The organism is Staphylococcus sp. 17KM0847, from assembly GCF_013463155.1.
GTDB lineage: Bacteria > Bacillota > Bacilli > Staphylococcales > Staphylococcaceae > Staphylococcus.
In genome coordinates this window covers 1,837,667-1,858,795 of the sequence record NZ_CP040781.1, presented here as the reverse complement: position 1 = coordinate 1,858,795, position 21,129 = coordinate 1,837,667, and the positions used below count along the sequence as shown (strand labels likewise).

At 33.7% G+C, this 21,129-nt stretch carries 16 protein-coding genes and 1 pseudogene; 10 read left to right on the top strand and 7 right to left on the bottom strand.

Annotated elements, in window-relative coordinates; genetic code table 11:
• Positions 1 to 7 precede the first annotated feature (7 nt).
• The gene (locus FGL66_RS09135; RefSeq protein ID WP_180809505.1) at positions 8 to 2,008 is read right to left on the bottom strand and encodes a glucosaminidase domain-containing protein; all 2,001 of its coding nucleotides are present in this window, start codon (positions 2,006 to 2,008) and stop codon (positions 8 to 10) included.
• A gap of 341 nt (positions 2,009 to 2,349) precedes the next feature.
• Here FGL66_RS09135 and FGL66_RS09130 point away from each other — a divergent pair, with 341 nt between their 5' ends.
• The 7 genes from FGL66_RS09130 (at position 2,350) to tarL (ending at position 11,291) form a co-directional block, all read left to right on the top strand.
• Positions 2,350 to 5,349, top strand: a complete 3,000-nt coding sequence (locus FGL66_RS09130) for a YhgE/Pip domain-containing protein (protein WP_180809504.1) — start codon at positions 2,350 to 2,352, stop codon at positions 5,347 to 5,349.
• Between the two features lie 140 nt (positions 5,350 to 5,489).
• Positions 5,490 to 5,846, top strand: a complete 357-nt coding sequence (locus tag FGL66_RS09125; protein ID WP_180809503.1) for a DUF2200 domain-containing protein — start codon at positions 5,490 to 5,492, stop codon at positions 5,844 to 5,846.
• Between the two features lie 379 nt (positions 5,847 to 6,225).
• Positions 6,226 to 6,444, top strand: coding sequence for a YozE family protein (locus tag FGL66_RS09120; protein ID WP_180809502.1), 219 nt, complete (start codon positions 6,226 to 6,228; stop codon positions 6,442 to 6,444).
• Positions 6,445 to 6,575: 131 nt separating this feature from the next.
• Positions 6,576 to 7,307 carry an epoxyqueuosine reductase QueH gene (locus tag FGL66_RS09115; RefSeq protein WP_180809501.1) on the top strand — a complete coding sequence of 244 codons (732 nt, stop codon included), beginning with the start codon at positions 6,576 to 6,578 and terminating at the stop codon, positions 7,305 to 7,307.
• A 538-nt stretch (positions 7,308 to 7,845) separates the two neighbouring features.
• The gene (locus FGL66_RS09110) at positions 7,846 to 8,562 is read left to right on the top strand and encodes a D-ribitol-5-phosphate cytidylyltransferase (RefSeq protein WP_180809500.1); all 717 of its coding nucleotides are present in this window, start codon (positions 7,846 to 7,848) and stop codon (positions 8,560 to 8,562) included.
• Complete coding sequence (locus tag FGL66_RS09105; RefSeq protein WP_180809499.1) at positions 8,555 to 9,583, top strand: zinc-binding dehydrogenase; 1,029 nt, start codon at positions 8,555 to 8,557, stop codon at positions 9,581 to 9,583. The genes FGL66_RS09110 and FGL66_RS09105 overlap by 8 nt, the downstream gene beginning before the upstream one ends.
• A 19-nt stretch (positions 9,584 to 9,602) precedes the next feature.
• Positions 9,603 to 11,291, top strand: coding sequence for a teichoic acid ribitol-phosphate polymerase TarL (tarL, locus tag FGL66_RS09100; protein ID WP_180809498.1), 1,689 nt, complete (start codon positions 9,603 to 9,605; stop codon positions 11,289 to 11,291).
• Between the two features lie 337 nt (positions 11,292 to 11,628).
• Here tarL and FGL66_RS09095 read toward each other — a convergent pair.
• From FGL66_RS09095 to FGL66_RS09070, 6 genes and pseudogenes are all read right to left on the bottom strand, one after another.
• Positions 11,629 to 12,762: pseudogene (locus FGL66_RS09095) on the bottom strand (transposase).
• A 130-nt stretch (positions 12,763 to 12,892) separates the two neighbouring features.
• Positions 12,893 to 14,788, bottom strand: coding sequence for a glycosyltransferase (locus tag FGL66_RS09090; protein WP_180809497.1), 1,896 nt, complete (start codon positions 14,786 to 14,788; stop codon positions 12,893 to 12,895).
• A gap of 442 nt (positions 14,789 to 15,230) precedes the next feature.
• The gene (locus tag FGL66_RS09085) at positions 15,231 to 15,416 is read right to left on the bottom strand and encodes a VraH family peptide resistance protein (protein WP_180809496.1); all 186 of its coding nucleotides are present in this window, start codon (positions 15,414 to 15,416) and stop codon (positions 15,231 to 15,233) included.
• Positions 15,417 to 15,501: 85 nt separating this feature from the next.
• Positions 15,502 to 15,786, bottom strand: a complete 285-nt coding sequence (locus FGL66_RS09080; protein ID WP_180809495.1) for a VOC family protein — start codon at positions 15,784 to 15,786, stop codon at positions 15,502 to 15,504.
• Between the two features lie 521 nt (positions 15,787 to 16,307).
• Entirely contained in the window at positions 16,308 to 16,973 is a 666-nt protein-coding gene (locus FGL66_RS09075) for an NAD(P)H-dependent oxidoreductase (RefSeq protein WP_180809494.1), read from the bottom strand.
• A gap of 202 nt (positions 16,974 to 17,175) precedes the next feature.
• Positions 17,176 to 17,793: a YIP1 family protein gene (locus FGL66_RS09070; RefSeq protein WP_180809493.1), complete on the bottom strand. Its 618-nt coding sequence runs from the start codon at positions 17,791 to 17,793 to the stop codon at positions 17,176 to 17,178.
• Positions 17,794 to 18,156: 363 nt separating this feature from the next.
• Between FGL66_RS09070 and FGL66_RS09065 the strand changes: the two genes are divergently transcribed.
• Genes FGL66_RS09065 through FGL66_RS09055 form a run of 3 tightly spaced genes read left to right on the top strand, consistent with a single transcriptional unit; the run spans position 18,157 to position 21,069 of the window.
• Entirely contained in the window at positions 18,157 to 19,218 is a 1,062-nt protein-coding gene (locus FGL66_RS09065; RefSeq protein WP_180809492.1) for an efflux RND transporter periplasmic adaptor subunit, read from the top strand.
• Positions 19,215 to 19,901: an ABC transporter ATP-binding protein gene (locus tag FGL66_RS09060; RefSeq protein ID WP_180809491.1), complete on the top strand. Its 687-nt coding sequence runs from the start codon at positions 19,215 to 19,217 to the stop codon at positions 19,899 to 19,901. The genes FGL66_RS09065 and FGL66_RS09060 overlap by 4 nt, the downstream gene beginning before the upstream one ends.
• Complete coding sequence (locus tag FGL66_RS09055; protein ID WP_180809490.1) at positions 19,894 to 21,069, top strand: ABC transporter permease; 1,176 nt, start codon at positions 19,894 to 19,896, stop codon at positions 21,067 to 21,069. The genes FGL66_RS09060 and FGL66_RS09055 overlap by 8 nt, the downstream gene beginning before the upstream one ends.
• The last annotated feature ends 60 nt before the right edge of the window (positions 21,070 to 21,129 follow it).

Genomic DNA, 21,129 nt, shown 5'->3' with positions numbered 1-21,129 from the left:
TTAGTCGTTAGTTATTTTGTATATAGCTTAATGAAGATGCACGAGTAGTATCAATTGTGCGATAGGAAATGACACCTAGACCTTTTACATTAGATTCTGAGATCACAATAGAGCCGTCTTTGTTAACTTTTTCAACAAAAGCAACGTGTCCGTAATAACGATCGGCCCCTAATTGTCCGGGTTGGAAAACAACAGCGCTATGATTTTTGGGTTGTGATGAAACATGATAGCCTTTGTTATGAGCAGATGTCGTCCATTCAGCAGCATTACCCATATTTCCAGATATCGGTTGCCCAAACTGAGCCATACGGTGGTAAACATACCACGTGCACTGACCTTGTGGATAAGGAGAGGCACCAGAAATACGTAAAGCTTTAAAATCTTCTCCATGGGCTTCAGATGAGTGACGACCTATATCAGAATCTAGTAATTTTGGCATCTTCTTATGATCAAAGCGAGTCAAATCATAAGTTTTAATGAGCGCTTTTATTTTTGTATCATAGTCAGGGTCTGTTGCATATGTTCCAACGAGATCCGTTACAGCTGTTCGATAGCTACTACTTTCACTTTTCCATAGTCCTTTATAAATAGTTGGATTACCATCAATCCCTTTTTTTAATAAAGTGGCGTAGTCTTGAAGAGATGCTTTTCGACTTGGATATTTTCGGAAATCGGCATTAATTTGATACATAGATTGCCCATTAGATTCAAGGGTATTGAAAGCGACAGATTGTCCTTGATAGGCACCTTTCATACCAAATAAGTTATAATTGGGTGCTTGTGCGAGTGAACTTCGACCAGAATCAGATTCTAATATGGCTTGAGCAATCATAATTGAAGCGTATAGATTTTCTTCTTGTCCAATTCGGTGTGCATCTTTAGCAATCGTATTAATAAATTTTCGTGTTGATTGATTAGGAACAGCGCTAATATTTGTGTCTTGTCCGATTTGGCTCGTTGAAGAAGGCATATCTTGAAACCATGTTGTACGTCGAACTGGGTTGTTTTTAGGTAAGCTATCAAATGTTTGAGATGGCGCCTGTTCACGTGTCCCTTGATATACATCTTTATTTGGAATTTGTGGATTGTATGATGACGTTGTAGACTCATTTTTATTGCTTTGTTGTTTTTGGCTTGTATTTTTAGCTTTATCACTATACTCGTCTAATAATGCTTCAATTAAAATATCTTCTTTAGTTGTTGTTTGTCCTTCTTGTGTGGCTTCATTTGTATCAGTTGTCTCATTTTCTTCCTCTGTCTGATGCGTTTCTTCTTCTTTTTCTTCTGAAGTTGTATCAGAATCGGATATATCTGATGTATTATCTGAGTCGTTTTGAGATGTGTTGAAGTCATCTTCTTCATCTTTTGTGTTATCAATAGTATCTTGATTTGGGTCATTATCTTGGTTCATTTGATTTGATTCGGTTGAATTTGTATCATCACCACTCAAATCACGATCTATATCATCTGACAGAATATCTGATGTATCTTCGTTAAGTATAGCGTTTAAATTATCAAAAAAATCACGATCATCTGTGCTAGTAGATGGCAATGTATCATTGGCATCTTCATGAGTATTTTCATTTAATACTTGGGTAGATGGCTCAGTGGTTTGTGATGATGGTGAGGAGATATCCTCTTGAGTATGTTGAGTTGCATCACCTGTCGCCGTACTGTATAGCCAACGATCAAAATCATCCATAATATGAGTTTGGTCAGCATGAGGTGCTTCAGAAAGTATAGGAGCACCCACAGTTTTTTTGTTCTGCTTAGTATGTTCTGGATGAGATTGACTTGATGTTGTTTCTTTTGTTGTGTCATTTTTCTGATCGTTATGATTTTTATCATCGCTAGTAAGAGGGGTATTGGTTGTATCGACATCTTCTTCTAAGGCTTGTTTGAGTGCGATTTCTGATTTTTGTGTTACAGCATTTGCTAACGGAGCTGTTGTAGGAGATGCAACAAGCGCAGTTGTTAACAAGCCGGTGATCATTATTTTTCCTTTCATTAGTAAAGCCTCCTAAAATTCAATAGATAGTAAATATTTTCAATATATACTGACATCACACCCATACTTTTTAAAAATGAAGTCAGTGAGAGGGGATTTTGATTTAGTTCGTAACTATTATTGTGATTATTCTTATTTATACACGTCTCAAGTACTTTATAAGTTAGGGGTGAGCACGACTTTTAAGGTAAAGAGATAGTAGTGTACAAAATGAACTCGAAATTGTTATACTATGTAAGGTTACAAATTTCGTTGATAAGTGTCAACAAAAAATAATCATAAACTTAAATTTTTAAAATCTCAATACTATAAGTCGTTTTAGAGATTATAGAGGTGAAATAATGAAACAAGCATTTAAACTTTTCGTAACCGACCTCAAAAAAATAAGTAAAGCTCCGGGCGCGCTCGTATTGTTAGTTGGACTTGCTATTTTGCCATCATTTTATGCGTGGTTTAATTTAGAGGCAACATGGGATCCATATTCTAACACTGGAAATATTAAAATTGCTGTTGTGAATGAAGACAATGGCGATATGGTGCGCAATAAGAAAATTAATGTCGGTAATAAGATAGAAGAAACGTTAAAGAAAGATGACCATTTTGATTGGCAGTTTGTGAGTCGTGAAAAAGCAAATAAAGGGGTATATAGAGGAAAGTACTATGCAGCAATCTATATTCCTAAAGGATTCTCTCATCAAATTACAGGAACATTGCGCAAAGACCCACAACAAGCAAAAGTAACATATAAGGTGAACCAGAAACTTAATGCCATAGCACCTAAGATGACCGACGCAGGTACAAGTGAAATTGTTAAGAAAGCAAATGAAAATTTTGATAAGACTGTGACAAAAGTATTGTTAGAAGAAGCCGATAGATTAGGGATTAAGTTAGAGGATCAGGTGCCGACATATAATAAGATTCGTGACGGTGTTGAAGCAGCATATGAGGCATTGCCAAAGATTGAAAAATTCAGAAAAGCAATCATTTATGTAGATGAAAATCAAGGTACCATTGATAATTATGCAAATCAGTTCCGCAATTTAAATAATTATAAAGATGAAGCTGTTGAAGCAGCAGAGCGATTGAACCAATTAAATGCAAGTATTCCAGCAATTAATGAACGTGCAAAGTTAATCCTTGCTTTAGAAGGTTATATGCCAGAGATTGAACGTGCATTACAAGTGGCAAGTGGTGTGCCTAACCATTTTCCTCAAATTAACAATGGTGTGGATATCGCAATCGCTGGAACAGATAAAGGATTAAAAACACTCGATACAGCGAGTCAAGTCTTGCCTACAATAGAGCAACGTATTAATGTTTATGAGCAAGCGATTAATCAAGGGCGTGATTTAAACCAAGATTTTTCAAACCGCTTAACAGAAGGTCAGTCTCATAATAATGACGTACAAGGAACGTTGTCCAATGTAGATCCTTCACAAATAATAAATAATCAAAATCCTACGACACAAACAAATGATGCACTCAATCAATCAGATCTTCCTCAATCAGTAGCACCGCAAAGTAATTCAGTAGACTCTGATTCGTCTACTATACAAACGACACCACAGAGTACTCGAAATGATGACTATCAAGTGGTGTCATTGAGTACAGCAACAGAGCAAGGCATAGCACCATTACCGAATGGGCAAGTGATTACAGCAGATGAAGCAACAGACATGGGGCAAGATTATAAGAATGTTTTTAATAGTGTGAATGAGATGTTGACTTCTCAGTTAGAAGCAACAGAGCAAGATATTGAAGCGGCAAAATCTATGGGATACGGCATTATGGGAACGAATAACCCAAGTGATTTTGAACAACCATTGACACATTTAATTGCACGTATGAATAATGCCAATAAAACGTTACGTGATTATCGTGATTGGCTGACTGATATAGAACGGACACAGGGTATTGATTTAACACAAGAACAAGAAAAGTTGAAAAATGCACAAGAAGAGATGAAACAAACGACTAAACGTTTAAACGCACTCAAAGACGCCATAGCATCGGGTAATACAGGTAAAGCAGAGGCACAGGACCTCATTCAAGCACTGGAACAACTTCAACAACGTCTGAAAACAGCAGAAGATACAGTGAAAAATGACATTACACAAGCGCTTTTGAATGTGTCTGAGAGTGTAGGAAAGGCATTAGACAATGGAGCCGCTACGCTTGATACAGTACAAGAAAAATTACAAGCGATGAAAGAAATTGTTCGTACAGGTCAAACGTTAATGACTGATGCAAATACACGATTAAAACAATTAAGAGATGTTCTGCCGACTGTGGAAGCGAAATACAATCGAGCGATGTCTATTGCACAAGCTTATTATCCACAGTTTAAGCAAAGCGTCACACGTGCAGCAAATTTTGTACGCAATGATTTACCAGAGTTAGAAGGACGTATTTCAAAAGCAACTGATACAGTGAATGATAAATTACCTATTGCTTTTGAGAAATATGACACATTGCGTGCATTACTTGATGAGAATCAACCTAGAGCTAAGCGTGCATTGCATAATTTGGCGAACTTTGCGCGTAATGATTTACCAAATGTTGAAAAAGATGTTGTAAAGGCTGAAAAAATATTTAAGGAATTAGATGAAAATAATACACTTGATGAAGTGATCAATTTATTGCGTAATGATCTGAAGAAACAAGCGGGTGTTATTGCACATCCTATTGAGATTGACCAAAAAGATATATTTCCTGTAAAGAACTACGGATCAGCAAGTACACCATTCTATACAGCTTTAGCGATATGGGTAGGGACATTGCTATTAGTTAGCTTGTTGTCTGTGCATAATAAGCATGAAGAACTCAAGCCATATTTAACAATCCGTGAAACATATCTAGGCAAGATGGGTCTTTTTATGATGATGAATATAATACAGGCTTTTATAGTATCAGTGGGAGATATTTTGATTTTGAAAGCTTCTGTTGAATCCGTACCATTATTTATCGCAATTAGCCTGTATTCAGCAGTGATATTTACGACAATTGTCTACACGCTTGTGTCAGTGCTAGGCAATCCAGGTAAAGCCTTAGCGATTATTATTTTAGTATTACAAATTGCAGGAGGTGGTGGAACATTCCCAATTGAGGTGACACCAGAATTTTTCCAAAAACTACATCCGTTCTTACCATTCTCATATAGTATTGATGCACTTAGGGAAGCAGTAGGAGGACCTGTCCCTGAAATACTAATGCATAAGTTGATGATTTTAGGCGTATTCGGTATCATTTTCTTCCTTATCGGTATTATTGGAAAACCTTATTTAAACCCATTAGCACATCGACTCGCTGAAAAAGCAGAGAAAAGTAATATATTTGAGTAACTTTGAAATATGAAAAATGAGAAGGAGACTAAAACGATTTTTACGGTTTTAGTCTCTTTTTTAGCGTATAAGAAGGGTATTGTGATTATATTGGATGATATATGCTAAAATAAGACACAATCAATGAAAAGGGGATATAAATGATGACACATAAAGTATACGGTATGGCAGTAGGAAGTGTGTATCCGCATTATATTACGAAAGTGGAGAAAAAAGGGCGTACACAAGCTGAAGTTGATGAAATAATTCGTTGGTTAACAGGATATACTCAAGAACAACTGAAACACCATCTGGAGGAAAAAACCAGCTTTGAGACTTTCTTTGCACAGGCGCCTATGCTCAACCCACAGCGTAAAAAAGTAACAGGAGTCATTTGTGGTGTACGTGTTGAAGAGGTTGAAGATCCCTTGATGCAAGAAATCCGATATTTAGACAAGTTGATAGATGAGTTGGCACGTGGAAAAGCAATGGAAAAAATATTTCGAAATCATTTATAAAAAGTCAATATAGAGTCTAGTACACAGGGGAATGACTCTAAATCAGTGCGTAAATAACAGTAGGTATCTAAAGGGAATAGCGTTTTAATAGATATTTTTACTTTTAAATCATGTGCTGAAAGTTTGTCAGGGATAGAAGTGCAGTTGTTAATATGTAGCACAAGGACTATTATTATTTTATAGAAAAATTATTTTCTTTATTTAAATGATAGGGGATAGCTATTGTAGTGATGACAAAGTTTTTTGTGCCTGAAGTTATATATTTCAGGTGCTTATTCGATGTGATGAAAATCTAATAAATCGTCATAAATTGTAAGCAGAAGTACTAAAAGAGTATGCTATAATAATGAATAGCTCGTACAATGAGGTGAAGTCAAACTTGAGCTTTTATGAATATATGCAAATTTACATTGGTGATGATACCCCATTAGGTGATTTGGCGAGATTTATTCATGCAGATTCTAAATTTCCTAAGGAGCTTCATAAGTCCGATGAGATATTAGCATGGTTTCGTGAAGCTCCTCGTCTTGGTCATTTGAATTTAGCTGATATTAAACGAGCAATTGCGATTTATACGCAGTTTGGCTCAGCTAAGTGACGATCCAACATTTCACAATATATGTGGATGTATCACCTCTATAAGGCGTCTCCTGTAACTCAAGTCGGGAGACGTCGTTTTATTACATATTAACAATGATAAGTGGAAATACGGCGATAGAGAGGGATAAGATGATTCAAGCAGATACCATATTAGAAAAAATGAAAAATCAAAAAATTAACTATGATAAGGTATTGCGTAAAATGATTGTGAATTGGACACAAAATGAAGAACGTCCAAGTATTTTGTTACATAGTTGCTGTGCACCATGCAGTACGTATACTCTGGAATTTTTAACAGAATATGCTGATGTGGCTATTTACTTTGCTAACCCCAATATTCACCCTAAAAACGAATATTTACGTCGTGCACGTGTTCAAGAACAATTTGTTCAAGACTTTAATGAACGTACAGGGGCAGATGTCAAATATATTGAAGCACCCTATAAACCACATGAATTTATGAAGATGGCAAAAACACGAGGTCTAACAGATGCGCCTGAAGGTGGGGAACGCTGCACAGCTTGTTTTGGTATGCGCCTTGAGATGGTGGCAGAAGCAGCAGTTGACTTAGATTATGATTATTTTGGCAGTGCGATTACGCTTTCACCTAAAAAGAATGCGCAATTAATTAATGAGATCGGTTTGGATGTACAGCAGTTATATGATGTGAATTACTTACCAAGTGATTTCAAAAAGAATAAAGGCTATGAACGTTCTATTACGATGTGCAATGATTACAATATCTTTCGTCAATGCTACTGTGGGTGTGTATTTGCAGCACAACAACAAGGTATAGATTTTAAAGAAGTGAATCAACAAGCGAAAGCCTTTTTAGATGCATTGAACAGGGCTGGAATATAAGACTTCAGAACCCTCGTTTCTTGATTGCTCGCTTTCCTGCAGGCCTTGCTTGAACCAATAAAAGCTTTAATTTGAAGTCATCGAAATTTCGATAGTTATATGATAGATGTTTAAATTAAACTTAATCTTGAGTAGTTTGTAGTAGGTTTTGGAGAAACATTGACTTTTTAAATAAGTTACAGGGGTAATACATAATTCAATGTAGTTAATTGTACTGTATATTGGGGTGGTAATGATTAGTTAGATTGATATGTTGTTTCCTTGCTTTAATTAATGAAAGGTTTTTCTGAATATATAACAAAAAATTGTAAATAAAGTTATTAATAGTATATTGAAATTGATAGACTAAAGCATTGAGGTATTAGTCTATAATATACACTTTGAGAACCTCTTATAGTTTAGTTTGGTACTGTTAAAAGTAAAAGGGATTTTCAATTGTAGGACTATACGAGAGCATGTTATACTTTTTATATGTGTATAGACTAATATTTAACTAGAAAATTTTAAATCTTAATACTAGTGAGGAGAAGGTGAGTAAATGATTTATGCTGGTATATTAGCAGGTGGTATAGGTTCGAGAATGGGAAATGTTCCTTTACCTAAGCAATTTTTAGATTTAGATGGAAAACCCATTATCATTCATACAATTGAAAAGTTCTTACTCACAAGTGAGTTTGATAAAGTTATTATTGCTACACCACAAAAATGGATTTTACATACAAAAGATATATTGAAAAAATATCATATTACAGATCGTCGTATTAAAGTTATTCAGGGGGGGATGGACCGTAATGAAACTATTATGAATATTATTAAACATATAGAACAAGAAAATGGAATAACAGATGAAGATATTATTATAACTCATGATGCCGTTCGCCCATTTTTAACACATCGCATTATTAGAGAGAATATTGAAAAAGCTTTAGAATATGGTGCAGTGGATACAGTTATTACAGCGACAGATACTATTATTACTTCGAAAGATGGAACCTCAATTAGTTCAATTCCAGTTAGAAATGAAATGTATCAAGGACAAACGCCACAGTCATTTAATATTAAATTACTAAGAGATTGTTATAATAATTTAGAAAGTGTAGATAAAAAAAAACTAACTGATGCATGTAAAATACTAGTAGTATCAGATAAAAAAGTTAAATTGGTGATGGGAGAGTTATATAACATCAAAATAACAACACCATATGACCTTAAAGTTGCCAATTCCATCATCAAAGGTGGTATGTTAAATGATTAATCAGGTTTATCAACTTGTGGCACCTAGACAGTTTGAAGTTACTTATGATAATGAAAATATTCAGAGTGAAAAAGTGATTGTTCGACCTTTGTATCTTTCTATTTGTGCAGCAGATCAGAGATATTATACAGGGAGTAGGACGGAAGATGTTTTAAAGAAAAAACTCCCCATGTCATTAATTCACGAAGGTGTTGGAGAAGTAGTTTATGATAGTCAAGGTTGTTACAAAATAGGAACAAAGGTAATCCTTGTCCCAAATACACCTACTGAAACAGATAATGTTATTGGTGAAAATTATTTGCCAACTAGTAAGTTTCGTTCAAGTGGTTTTAATGGTTTTATGCAAGATTATGTATTTATGGATTATGATAGAATAGTTCCAATTGATGAGAGTATTGAAGATCTAAGTATAATGGCGTATTCAGAATTAGTTACTGTAAGTTGGCATGCGTTAGAACGATTTAAATCTCGGTCACACATGAATAAAAGGAGCTTTGGCATTTGGGGGGACGGTAATTTAGGTTATATAACAGCTATTTTGTTACGAAAGTGCTATCCAAATGCTGAAATATCTATTTTTGGTAAAACAGATTATAAATTGAGTCATTTTTCATTTGTAGATCATATTTATCATATTTACGAAATACCTAAAGATGTGACATTTGATCATGCTTTTGAATGTGTTGGTGGAAAAGGAAGTCAGTCTGCAGTTGAACAAATTATAGATTTTATTTCTCCAGAGGGTACTATTAGTTTATTGGGGGTCAGTGAGTACCCGATAGAAGTAAATACACGCCTAGTTTTAGAGAAGGGGCTAACGATGTATGGAAGTAGTAGAAGTGGTGCGCAAGATTTTAGAGAAGTTGCTAAATTTTATAAAGAGAACCCAGATGTTGTAGAAAAATTAGGTCTTTTGAAAGGAAATGAATTTGAAGTCCGTTCTATTAATGATGTTGTACAAGCATTTGAAAGTGATTTATCTACATCATGGGGTAAAACAGTAATTAAATGGACAATGTAATAGGGAGTGAATATGGATTTTGAGCGGTTATAAATTAATAGTTGATAATATATACTGGCAACGAGTACAAATGTTTGTTGAAGGATATGCCATGAACCTCAACCTTAAAAGTATGCGCGTTATATTGAGAAACTTAACTGAAACGACAGAAGTAGAAGCAAATGATATTGTAATCAAAGGTGATCGATTTAGAGTACGTTTCAATGTTGCAATTTTAAATGATGGAAACTATTTACCATCCGATCAGTATTTATTGGTTTTTCAAGATGATATGGATTATATTGCGAGTATAGATGGAAAATTACTAAAAAAAGATTATTATAATCTTTGTGAAGGGCAGTTAGAGGAATATAAATCTATAGGAACAGCGAATGGAAAAAATAATTATCTCCTCAAATATTTTGAGAATGAATTTCAAAAAGGAGGAAGTTCAACCAAAAGGACGTATACTGTGACTCCTCAAATTTCCCAAGAAGTTAATGAATTTGTAATTAATGTTAAATTTAATTACCCACAAAAAAATGGAGGAAAGATTGCTGAAAAAATCCATGAATATAAGTTAAAATATAATAGAATATCTTATAAAATTAGAAGCTTTTTGTTTAAATTTATTTTCAATATCACTAAATTTTTTCACGTTAGAAAGGGAAAAACAGTTTTATTTACATCGGATTCTAGAGGAGATATGTCTGGGAATTTCAAATTTGTTTATGATGAAATGCTAAATCGTAAATTAGATGAAAAGTATAGAATCCATAGTATACTTAAATCAAATATTACAGAAAGAAGAAACTTTGTTGATAAATTTAGATTACCATATTTACTAGGTAAAGCAGATTATATATTCGTTGACGATTATCATCCTCTGCTGTATACAGTTAAATTTAGAAAAAGCCAAGAAATTATACAGTTATGGCATGCAGTAGGAGCTTTTAAAACAGTAGGTTTTAGTCGAACTGGAAAAAAAGGGGGGCCGTTTTTTGATTCTGTAAATCATAGAAATTATACTAAGGCTTTTGTATCTTCAGAAAATGATATTGCATTTTACGGAGAAGCATTTGGAATTAAAGAAAAAAATGTTATTCCAACAGGAGTTGCAAGAACAGACATTTTCTTTGATGAGAATTATGGTCAGAATGTTATTAATGAAATGGAAAAAGAGTTGCCAATTATTAAGGGAAAAACAGTGATTTTATTTGCTCCTACCTTTAGAGGAAATGGTCATAGAACAGCACATTATCCATTCTTTAAAATTAATTTTGCTAAATTAGCTGAATTATGTCGTAATAAAAATGCAGTTGTACTATTCAAAATGCATCCCTTTGTCAGAAATAGATTAAGTATTCCAAAAGAGTATCAACAATACTTTATAGATGTATCCACTTTTAGAGAAGTAAATGATATTTTATTTATTACAGATGTTTTGATCAGTGACTATTCTTCACTTGTATATGAATTTGCACTATTTGGACGGCCAATGTTGTTTTATGCTTTTGATTTAGAAGATTATATTACATCACGTGATTTTTATGAACCTTATGAGTCTTTTGTACCTGGTAAAATTGTAGAGTCTTTTGACGCACTCATTACAGCATTGGAAAATGAAGACTATGAATTGGAAAAAGTTGCACCATTTGTGAAGAAACATTTCAAATATACTGATGGAAAATCAAGTGAACGAGTTGTTCGTCGCATTTTTGGTACATAAAAATAAAGGCTGTCCATCTTCTGTGGTGGATAGATAATTAAAAGTACCTCGTTTTATTTTTATTATAATTTCATAATACGTAGAAATAGTTAGGCATGTCGAAGCGTACACTCTTGATGGGGTGTACGCTTTTTAAGTACTATCGTTTCTGGATTGCTCGCTTTCCTGAAGGCCTCGTTCGAACTAATAAATACTTTAATTTAAAGAATTTAGAAGCATTTCTCGATTTCTCAATTCGGCTTATTCTGCAAGGCGTCTCGCAATAGAAACGATGCTTTCATGATACTAAATACATACGACAACACAATAAATCGTTCTAGCTATTACTACGTAACATTTAAGCAACATAACGTGTGAGCCTATCTTTGACAGGGAGTTGATACAGTTTGAAGATCAACAGTATTCGTGCTTTGAAGTTATCAAAATTTCGATAGCCATATGAGACACGTTTAATTAACTTGATTTTATTGTTGATCCCTTCAATACCCCCATTATTGAATTGTGGGTTGCTAATTGTTGATTGAATGATGGGTAAGTGTCTTTATAAAATCGGATGACACGCCAGACACCACGAGATACCTTTTTCTTCTCAGCACTTAGTAATGTTTCTTTAAAGGCAACCAGTCACATTGTTTAAGTGATTCTCTCAATGTTTGTACAAGCATATACGTATAGTAGAGTTGTTCATCAAGGCTTAAAAGATACGCTAAGATATCTCTAGATGTTGTATACGTTTTGAATGACTTTGACCAAAAGTATTTATAGCTGTTGATAGCTTGTCTATCGACAAGGAAAAGCTTCCAATGTCTTTTAAGCTTCGTGTAATTCTTAGGGGCTTGATAACGACAAGCATTCATAACCGAAATACGTTGCTTATTCAGTTCTCTGTTAAGATGTTGAACGATATGAAATCGGTCAAAGATAAGAGTGGCGTTTGGAAATATTTCTTTGACGAATTGAATATAGGGTTTATACATATTAGCAGTAACTGTTTTAACAGCTAATCGTTCTCGACGGTCAAATCGATAAAAATAGGCTTTGAGTTGGTGAATACAGTACTCGGAGATACACAACAATCCTTCGCAATATCAACTTCAGAATGCACTTGTGTCAGTTTGTCTTGAATAGCCAGCTTCACACGATTGTTAATAAAACAGTTCTCTTCTACAATATTTGTAGAAGCTGTAAAGGTACTTTGACAGTACTGATACTTATACCGTTGTTTCGCTAGATTAAAGTAAACATAGGATTCTTGAGACTTTAACAACGTTAAACGAGATATACGCTTACTATGTTTATGAATGTGTCCCTCATTCTTGTGTCCACATTTTTCACAACACTGAGGTGTATATGAAAATGTGCCATAAATGACTGTGGAAAGCTGCACCCGTACTTCAACATCGTCTTGAACATCTACTACCTGTATATTTTTGTCTTTTATTTTAAGTAATTTTAATATATCATTACACATAGGCGCATCATGTCTCCTTTAATTTGGGTTTGGGCACTTAAAATTATAGAGACATATGCGCTTTTTGTATACCGAAAAAGGTGAGACAGCATATGCCATCCCACCACAAAAGGTGAAGAGCCGAATAAAATCATAATTCAAATTGTAATGTGTTATGTTCTGTATTAATAAGAACTTTACATTTTTTGAATGATAAGGATTTAGTGTCTAGCTCATAATTATTAATTGTTATTGGTAAATCAAAATATTGATCATGATCTTGTATAATAATACTTGTGAGATAAGTTTCGTGCTTTTTGAATTGCCTTATGTCAAAAATAAATTTAAGGGTAAAGCAGTTATTATTTTGCCTAATAGTATGTGGTTCAATAAAATCGATTTTTGTCTTTTCTCTATTAATTAGTGTGGATTTGTGTAAGAAGCTTGCTTTAAATAGAGGTACTCGATTAATTTCTTTATTTAGTCTAATTTGTAAATTTAAGTAATACTTGTGCTTATTAAATTTAGAGCGATTAATATTAAAAAATGTAATAATGGGATTCATGTTTGGAGATTTCTTTTTGATAGAGTCGAAAAGAAAGAACCAATTATTTGAAAATTGTTCATTTGAGAATTGACGCGCTTTATTAATAGCAGCTGTACTATATATTTTTTTCTCCTTAGTTGTTTTTTTTAGGTATTTAATAATGCTGTGAGAAAGTTTATCAATATTATTTTTTTCTACTAAATAGCCATTAACTCCATCAGTAATCATGTCTGATGGTCCATAGTCAATATCATAAGCTATTACAGGTGTTCCATTTGCAATACTTTCTTGTACGGCAAGAGCAAATCCTTCATATTGCGATGTTAGCAAGGAGCAATCTGCAGATTGAAGGATTTTATTTACTTGTTGTGAGTATCCTTTGAGTTTGATATTATTTTGTAGTCCCATCTTATTTATTAGTTTTTGGAGGTTCTCTTTCTCTTCCCCTTCACCGTAAATATGGAGTTTAGCATCTGGTATTTTATTAATAACTTGAGCAAAAGCCTTGATACTATGATCTATACGTTTTTCTTTATGCAATCTAGAAATTATTACAACTTTATTTTGTTCTCTTTTTTCGGTAATCGTAGGAATTTTAATGGAATGTGGGATAACATAATAATTACTTCTTACACCAAATCTCCTGTCAATATCTTCTTTTTGTTTGTTTGTGAGCAGCACAAGAGCATCAATATCATTGAGATGTGATAAAACATGTCTATTTCCAGCTCTAATGATGTCAGTACCAGGGCGTATATGGATACTATGTGTCATAAATATTTTTCTAATACACTCGTCTTTTATATTCAGAATTACAGGATCTATACTACGTGCCTCTCCTACTAAATAAGTGATAGGTTTTTCTATGAAAAAGTTGATAAAATAAGCTTTGAAGTCATTAAAAGTATTAAATCTAATGGTTTCTTTTTCGAAAAGAACTAAACTTTTAATTTTATCTGATTTATTAATTGCATCAAATTCTCTAGTTAAGAATGGTGTTAAATCACGTCTAAAGAAAATTTGACGCGATAATTGACTATTCAAGTAATAGCTTCGCCAATATAGATAGCCATCATTATCAATAACATCTTTTTGGAAACATACATTACTTTGGTTGAAGTGTCTAACTTCTTTTATTTGACGATTGCGGTAGAATATCTCTAGCACTTTTACACCCAAGTGGTAGTATTCGTATTTTGTATCATTGACTTTTACAGGTGTATATATTTCGGTGTTTATATCATATTTCTTTTCGGGAGCTGTTAAGCATCTTGACCTAAAAAATTCATTAATATTATATATTTTTACTTTTTTATATAAGTTGTATCTTTGCATTATAGTTGATTTCACTTGATTAAACTCAGAAGCTGCATGGAAAGTTAAAATTGTAGAAATTAAATTTTTATTCTCATTTAAAATACGTACTTTATTTAATAGTGAAGCGGTTAATCCACCATGTTTTTCATCAAGACGACTTGTGATGAAAATGACGTTTTTCATTATTTTTCCCCCTATATAAGTTAATTAGATTGTAATATTAAAGTCAGAAGTAATTAAGGATGTCGACATCTTTTTTATATTTTATCATATATAGGGGGACGTTGGCTTATAACTTTGTAATTACATATAACTCTTATACATAATTGAGTAGTAAGATTTATACTACAGGGGCAAAATAGTACTGAAGAACCGATAGGCAAGGAAATTAATAAAAATACATTTTTAGGCTGCTCATTCTCTAAATTCAACAGGGGATGAGAGGTCTAGTTTTTATTGAATTCTAAAAGCACTCTAATTTTAGAGAATAGCTATTACAAATTAAATATTCCTGAACGATTTTTAACTTGATTTCAAACTTAGAATGTTTACTCATAAAAAATGCACCCCATAAGGTTAGATTTTTAGGGTGCACATCATAGTTTAATAAGGCAAGTGGTTTTTACTAATGATTCAACTTATTTTGAATGAACCATCCTGAGAAAAGAAGTCCTAATGGAATACCTAAAAAAGGTGTCATAATAGAACTAGCGATGATTGTAATAATAGCGGTAATCATGACATTTTTTAAGTTGACTTTCATATTTAATAAATCATGGTATGCATTGACTAGCATTTCTTTGACATTCATAAGATCACTCCTACTAATATAGTAATTACAGTATAGCTGTTTTTAATATGATATACATGAGGCTAAAGATGTAATACGTGCATAATTAATATTTTTGAGTGACTGTCTTTATCAATGTATTAAAGTCGATATCTGTAATATTAGGCTGAGTAAGTGTAATCAAATGACCATCCGGATCTTTAATTGTTAGTTCTTTTGCATTCCAAGGTTGATCCGTTAATTCTGACACGATAAATTGAGGTGAGATGGTATCTGCATAATGTGTTATATCTGAAACGAGCAAATTGAGGTATGATGCATTACCTACTTCGAAATCTTCTTGTGCAATAAGCATAATGTCTTGATATTTGGCAAGTCTTAAATGATTCATCAGTACTTTATTTTGACTATCTCTAAATTTAAAAACACTATCAAAGCCAAGTGTTTTTTTATATCATTTTGTAGAATACGACATGTTAGATACTAACAATTTGTTAAACATGGGCATCGGGTAAAAATCCATAAGTGATATTTTCTAAAAGAGTAACACACTTAGTGTACAATCAGCTAATATTTCAAAGTTTAAGAGGTGTCTTGATTGAATTGGAGAATATTACACAGAGAGTATGAATGAGTAGGTTAGTGAGTAAAGAAAAATATGATATTTTAAAAAGTATACTATGACATGGGGAATGTTAATCAAGAATAGGTAAGAAAAACGATCCTAAATCATTAAGTCTATATCTATAATTACCAATAGGTGTTTGAGGTGAAAAGACATTTCAACAAATTTTCACTTCTGGCCACATTTTCGGAGCAGGATGAGAAAACTTTGTAAAAATGAGTTTTCTGTTCTGCTCCCTTCACTTGTCAGAAGAAAAAATGTGACTTCTTAATGATTAAAAAAGGATATTATGAAATCCATTGTACGACGTCTTCGATAGGACGACGTGTTTTTGGACGTGATGGTTCTACGTCACGATAACCAAACGCAACCATAACTGATGGCCAAAATTCATCAGTATTGAGGTAGCCTTTATCTGCAAGGACTTGTGCAACATCTTCATATTGGAATCCTTCAATAGGACATGAATCAATACCTAAAAATGCCGCAGCAGTCATCATATTGCCGAGGGGGATATACGTTTGTTTACTTGCCCAGTCCCATAATGCACGATCATTAGTATATAAGTTAAGGTTATCATTTTGAAAGTTACGTGTTTTTTCAACCATAGCTGAAACCATTTCTTCAGACATATGTTTGACTTGACGTAAATGTTGCTGAACATAGTCTGTTTCTGGGCGTACATTTTTGCGTGCCAGAATAATAACAAAATGACTGGCTGTATCAAGCTGCCCTTGTGCGCCCCAACTGATAGGTTTGAGTGCCTGACGCACGTCGGGGTCTTGTACTACGAGAAATTGCCATGGCTCTAAACCTAATGAACTTGGAGAGAGGCGTCCCGTTTCCAAAATGGTTTCAAAGTCTTTATCAGCAATTTTTTTATTTGAATCAAAGCGTTTAGATGCAAAGCGATAGTTAAATGTATCTAATAATTGTTGACGTTTATTTGTCATACTATGCACTCCCTTTATATAGATTGTGAATAAAATAAGTATATCGGAAGTATTTTGAATTTCAAAATAAATAGATTAAAGGAAGGTATGGTGGAGAAGGGTGTAGATCATTATCTACGGTTATACATATTTAAAAGCGTAATGAGAAAATAAGAGGAGGTCTTATATACAAAAAAGTTGTATGACCTCCACATTTTTAAACTTATAGACTTAGGAAAATAACAGGTAATATCACGAAAAGTAAAATGTAAATGCCAACAAAAATCCATGACCAACGCTTATTGAGATGCATCGTTGAGTGGAGAATGATTCCAAATAGCCACGCTGATAGAAAGGCAGTTAGGCTAATCGTTCCAAGTGCTTGGTTGCCTGGATCAAAGATATTTAAAGATGTAATATCTGTTTCCATTATATTAATTCCCATAATGCGTTGAATGATAAGTGCAACAAGTTGAAAAGCATATGACACGATAAAGCTTAGCAATGCGGCAGCAAAAATACTTTTAACCCGTACTTTGAGTTTAAAAATTTTACCAATAATAAACAGTGCTAAAACAACAATGAGCAAGATAAACCATACACTGAGTGTACCGAAGATAATTGCGCCATAACGCGAAACTGTCTCAATTTGTTCCATATCCACTCCTGATAGCGCAATATCAGTCTCTTCAGATAGTAATGCACCGTAATCCATTGAGAAGGCTGTGATGCATACTGTTGTGATAGATAGTACAAAGAAGAGTAATAATTTTATTAATATTTTAGGTTCATAACGTTGCTGTTCAAAACTTTTGATATGTAAAGGTTTTGAAAATGTCATATCGTAATACCTCCTTAATTTATATTTTTAGTATAACATTAAAATTTAAATAGAAGAGGGAGATAGGGATTTTATAGGTTGCAAGAAAGAGAAAAGCGCCTAATTTAGTAGGATAACAAATGAGAAGAGCTTTTATTTAAAAATAATTATATATAGATAATTAGCAATATTTTTTTGATAAAATAGTTGTTATTTTATGTCTATGTACGTTATAACTAGTATAAAGGTATAGGGTGTATGCCTAGACATATCGAGGTTTTGAGTGCGAATTCAGATATAAGACAATCTTATAACTAACAGTATCTACTTCATATGATTTCTGGATGACAGGCACATCATATTAATAACATAGGAGGATTTGAGTTGAAGAAGAAAACGTTAATGATTTTAGCTATCGCAAGTGTAGTATTATTATTGGCAATCGCAATAGCTGTAAAGGTGTTTGGTCATCATGATGATGCAGAAAAAGAGGGATATGATACATATAAAGTAAAAACAGAAAGTCCAATTCGTATCACAGGTAAAGTTTCACCAGATACAATTAAAACATACCAAAATAATACACAACTTGGAAACTTTGTAAGTGTACAAGTAGAAGATGGTCAGTATGTCACACAAGGCACGCCTTTGATTAATTATGCGATTGATGGAACACAACGCCAATCACTCGTCCAACAGTTGAATGAAGCACAATCAGGCGGAGATCAAACAGCGATTAACCAAGCGTGGAATCAATTAAATCGTTATGATGGTCAAGTGAATAATAGTATATACGCGACATTTGCGGGGACAGTGTCTATACAAAATACATCAAATGTAGGTGATGGAGAAGCGATATTACAGTTGATTTCAGGAGAGCCTGAAATTCAAACAACCGTTTCAGAGTATGATTTGGATAAAATTAAAGTAGGAGACAAAGTCAATATTAAAGTTAATAGTACAGGTAAGAAAGGGCAAGGTAAAATCACTAAAATTGCTCAGTTGCCAACCAGTTATGATCATCAGTCAGTAAGTGAAGCTCAAGGTTCGAGCGCATTAGCGAGTGGGACGGAAATGGACGGCGAGTCGGAAGGGAACACATTAACCACAAATAACCCTATACAAAATAGTCCTTCAGCAGGTCATACAAATGAAACATCTAAATACAAGGTTACAATAGGCCACTTGAACTTCAAAGTACGCAATGGCTACTCCATAGAGGCGGATATCCCTCTCGAAACGATACAATTACCAAAAAGTGTTTTGACAAAAGATAACCATGTCTTTGTAGTAGATAAAAAAGGTAAAGCACATAAGGTTAAGGTGGAATATGATAAAACCAATCATGCACGCATCGTTAAAAAAGGCGTGAAACAAGGAGATGTATTAATCCAGAACCCAGATCATAAAGTTCAGGATGGTAAAAAGGTTGAGGTGTCTAAATGATAGAATTAGTGAATGTCAACCGTCACTTCAAAAATGGTAATGAAACCAATCATATCTTAAAGGATATTAACTTACGCATTGAAGCGGGTGAGTTTGTTGCAATTATGGGACCATCAGGTTCAGGTAAGAGTACGTTGATTAATATTCTTGGCTTTATTGATAGAGGATATGATGGAGATTATTTATTTGGTCAATCTAATTATAAAGACAAGTCAGATAATGCACTTGCAGAGATTCGGAATGAAACAGTAGGGTTTGTCTTTCAAAACTTCAAACTTATTCAGAATAATACTATTTTAGAGAATGTTAGTATTCCACTATTATATGCGGGTTTAGGTGTACGTGAGCGTAAACAACGTGTTATTCGCGTCTTACATCAAGTAGGGTTATATGATAAAGAAAATCTTGTGCCGAATAAATTATCAGGAGGGCAACAACAACGCGTAGCTATCGCACGTGCAATTGTGAATGAGCCTCAATTTATCATTGCTGATGAACCAACGGGTGCGCTAGATTCTAAAACATCGCAAGATATTATGGATTTATTCATTCAATTAAACCAAGAGCAGGGTACGACAATGATTGTTGTAACACACGATCCAAAAGTTGCTGCACAAGCAGATCGTGTTATTCATATTTTAGATGGTCGTGTACAGCGTGAAGAGGTGAATGCCGATGAATAGTTTTGGAAATATTATTCATGTTTCGTTACTCTCTATCATGAAAAATAAGCGGCGTAATATTTTTACAATGATTGGCATTATTATTGGTATTGCAGCAGTTATAACGATTATGTCACTAGGAAATGGTTTTAAAAAATCAGCAAATGAAGAATTTAGTAATGCAGGAGCGACAAAAGGCGCTGCACTTATCGATTATCTTGCACAAGACTATAACAATCCGAATAGGGAACCTTTTACAGATGTGGACATTGATCTTGTACGCCAAATTAAAGGGGTAAAGGATGCACGTATCAAACAAGATGATACGTTTGGCTTATCTTCTAAAGCCTCATATCAAAAAAAAGAAACGGATATTGCTGTTGTTAAAAAGAAAGCTGTAACCAATCTAATAGAAGGAGATGGCTTTACTTCGGCGGATAATGACATACAAAATCGTGTTGCAACAGTCTCAACAACAGTTGCAGACGAACTGTTTAAAGGAGAGGCAGTAGGTAAGACGATATACATCGATGGTATGGGTTTTGAAGTTGTAGGTATTGCAGATAATGCACAAGTTGATACAGCTGTGAACATCCCCAACCAAACAGTAGAGCGTTATTTACCTAATCTCAAGCCTGAATTTCCACAACTCGAAGTCTTTTTTAATGAGAATCAAAATAAAAAGAAGATTGCGAATAAAGTAGCAGATGAATTGAATAAAAGTGGGTCTGCAACAGGGCAAGGTGAGTATCAATATACCGATTTAGAAGAAATGATGAAAAGTGTAGGCAAAATTTTTGACTCTATTACGTATTTTGTGGCGGCTGTAGCAGGTATTTCGCTTTTTATTGCAGGCATTGGTGTAATGAATGTGATGTATATTTCTGTGGCTGAGCGAACAGAAGAAATTGCTATTCGTCGTGCATTCGGTGCAAAAGGGCGACATATTGAATTCCAATTTTTAATAGAAAGTGTTATTTTATGTTTGATTGGTGGCGTTATTGGATTGATTTTAGGTATTCTTCTTGCCTCATTAGTAGATGCACTTACACCAGAATATATTAAGAGTGCAGTGAGCTTTAGTTCTATTTTACTCGCTGTCGGTGTATCAACATTAATTGGTATAGTCTTTGGCTGGATACCGGCACGTTCTGCTTCAAAAAAAGAATTAATTGATATTATTAAATAGTAGTTTAAAGAAAAAGACAGAAATCTCAGGAGTAGGGGTTTCTGTTTTTTTAGATAAAAT

Excerpts from the sequence above, each read along its gene's own strand:
- FGL66_RS09135 (WP_180809505.1), bottom strand. The coding sequence starts at position 2,008 with ATGAAAGGAAAAATAATGATCACCGGCTTGTTAACAACTGCGCTTGTT.
- FGL66_RS09130 (WP_180809504.1), top strand. The coding sequence starts at position 2,350 with ATGAAACAAGCATTTAAACTTTTCGTAACCGACCTCAAAAAAATAAGT.
- FGL66_RS09125 (WP_180809503.1), top strand. The coding sequence starts at position 5,490 with ATGATGACACATAAAGTATACGGTATGGCAGTAGGAAGTGTGTATCCG.
- FGL66_RS09115 (WP_180809501.1), top strand. The coding sequence starts at position 6,576 with ATGATTCAAGCAGATACCATATTAGAAAAAATGAAAAATCAAAAAATT.
- FGL66_RS09110 (WP_180809500.1), top strand. The coding sequence starts at position 7,846 with ATGATTTATGCTGGTATATTAGCAGGTGGTATAGGTTCGAGAATGGGA.
- FGL66_RS09105 (WP_180809499.1), top strand. The coding sequence starts at position 8,555 with ATGATTAATCAGGTTTATCAACTTGTGGCACCTAGACAGTTTGAAGTT.
- FGL66_RS09090 (WP_180809497.1), bottom strand. The coding sequence starts at position 14,788 with ATGAAAAACGTCATTTTCATCACAAGTCGTCTTGATGAAAAACATGGT.
- FGL66_RS09085 (WP_180809496.1), bottom strand. The coding sequence starts at position 15,416 with ATGAATGTCAAAGAAATGCTAGTCAATGCATACCATGATTTATTAAAT.
- FGL66_RS09080 (WP_180809495.1), bottom strand. The coding sequence starts at position 15,786 with ATGAATCATTTAAGACTTGCCAAATATCAAGACATTATGCTTATTGCA.
- FGL66_RS09075 (WP_180809494.1), bottom strand. The coding sequence starts at position 16,973 with ATGACAAATAAACGTCAACAATTATTAGATACATTTAACTATCGCTTT.
- FGL66_RS09070 (WP_180809493.1), bottom strand. The coding sequence starts at position 17,793 with ATGACATTTTCAAAACCTTTACATATCAAAAGTTTTGAACAGCAACGT.
- FGL66_RS09060 (WP_180809491.1), top strand. The coding sequence starts at position 19,215 with ATGATAGAATTAGTGAATGTCAACCGTCACTTCAAAAATGGTAATGAA.
- FGL66_RS09055 (WP_180809490.1), top strand. The coding sequence starts at position 19,894 with ATGAATAGTTTTGGAAATATTATTCATGTTTCGTTACTCTCTATCATG.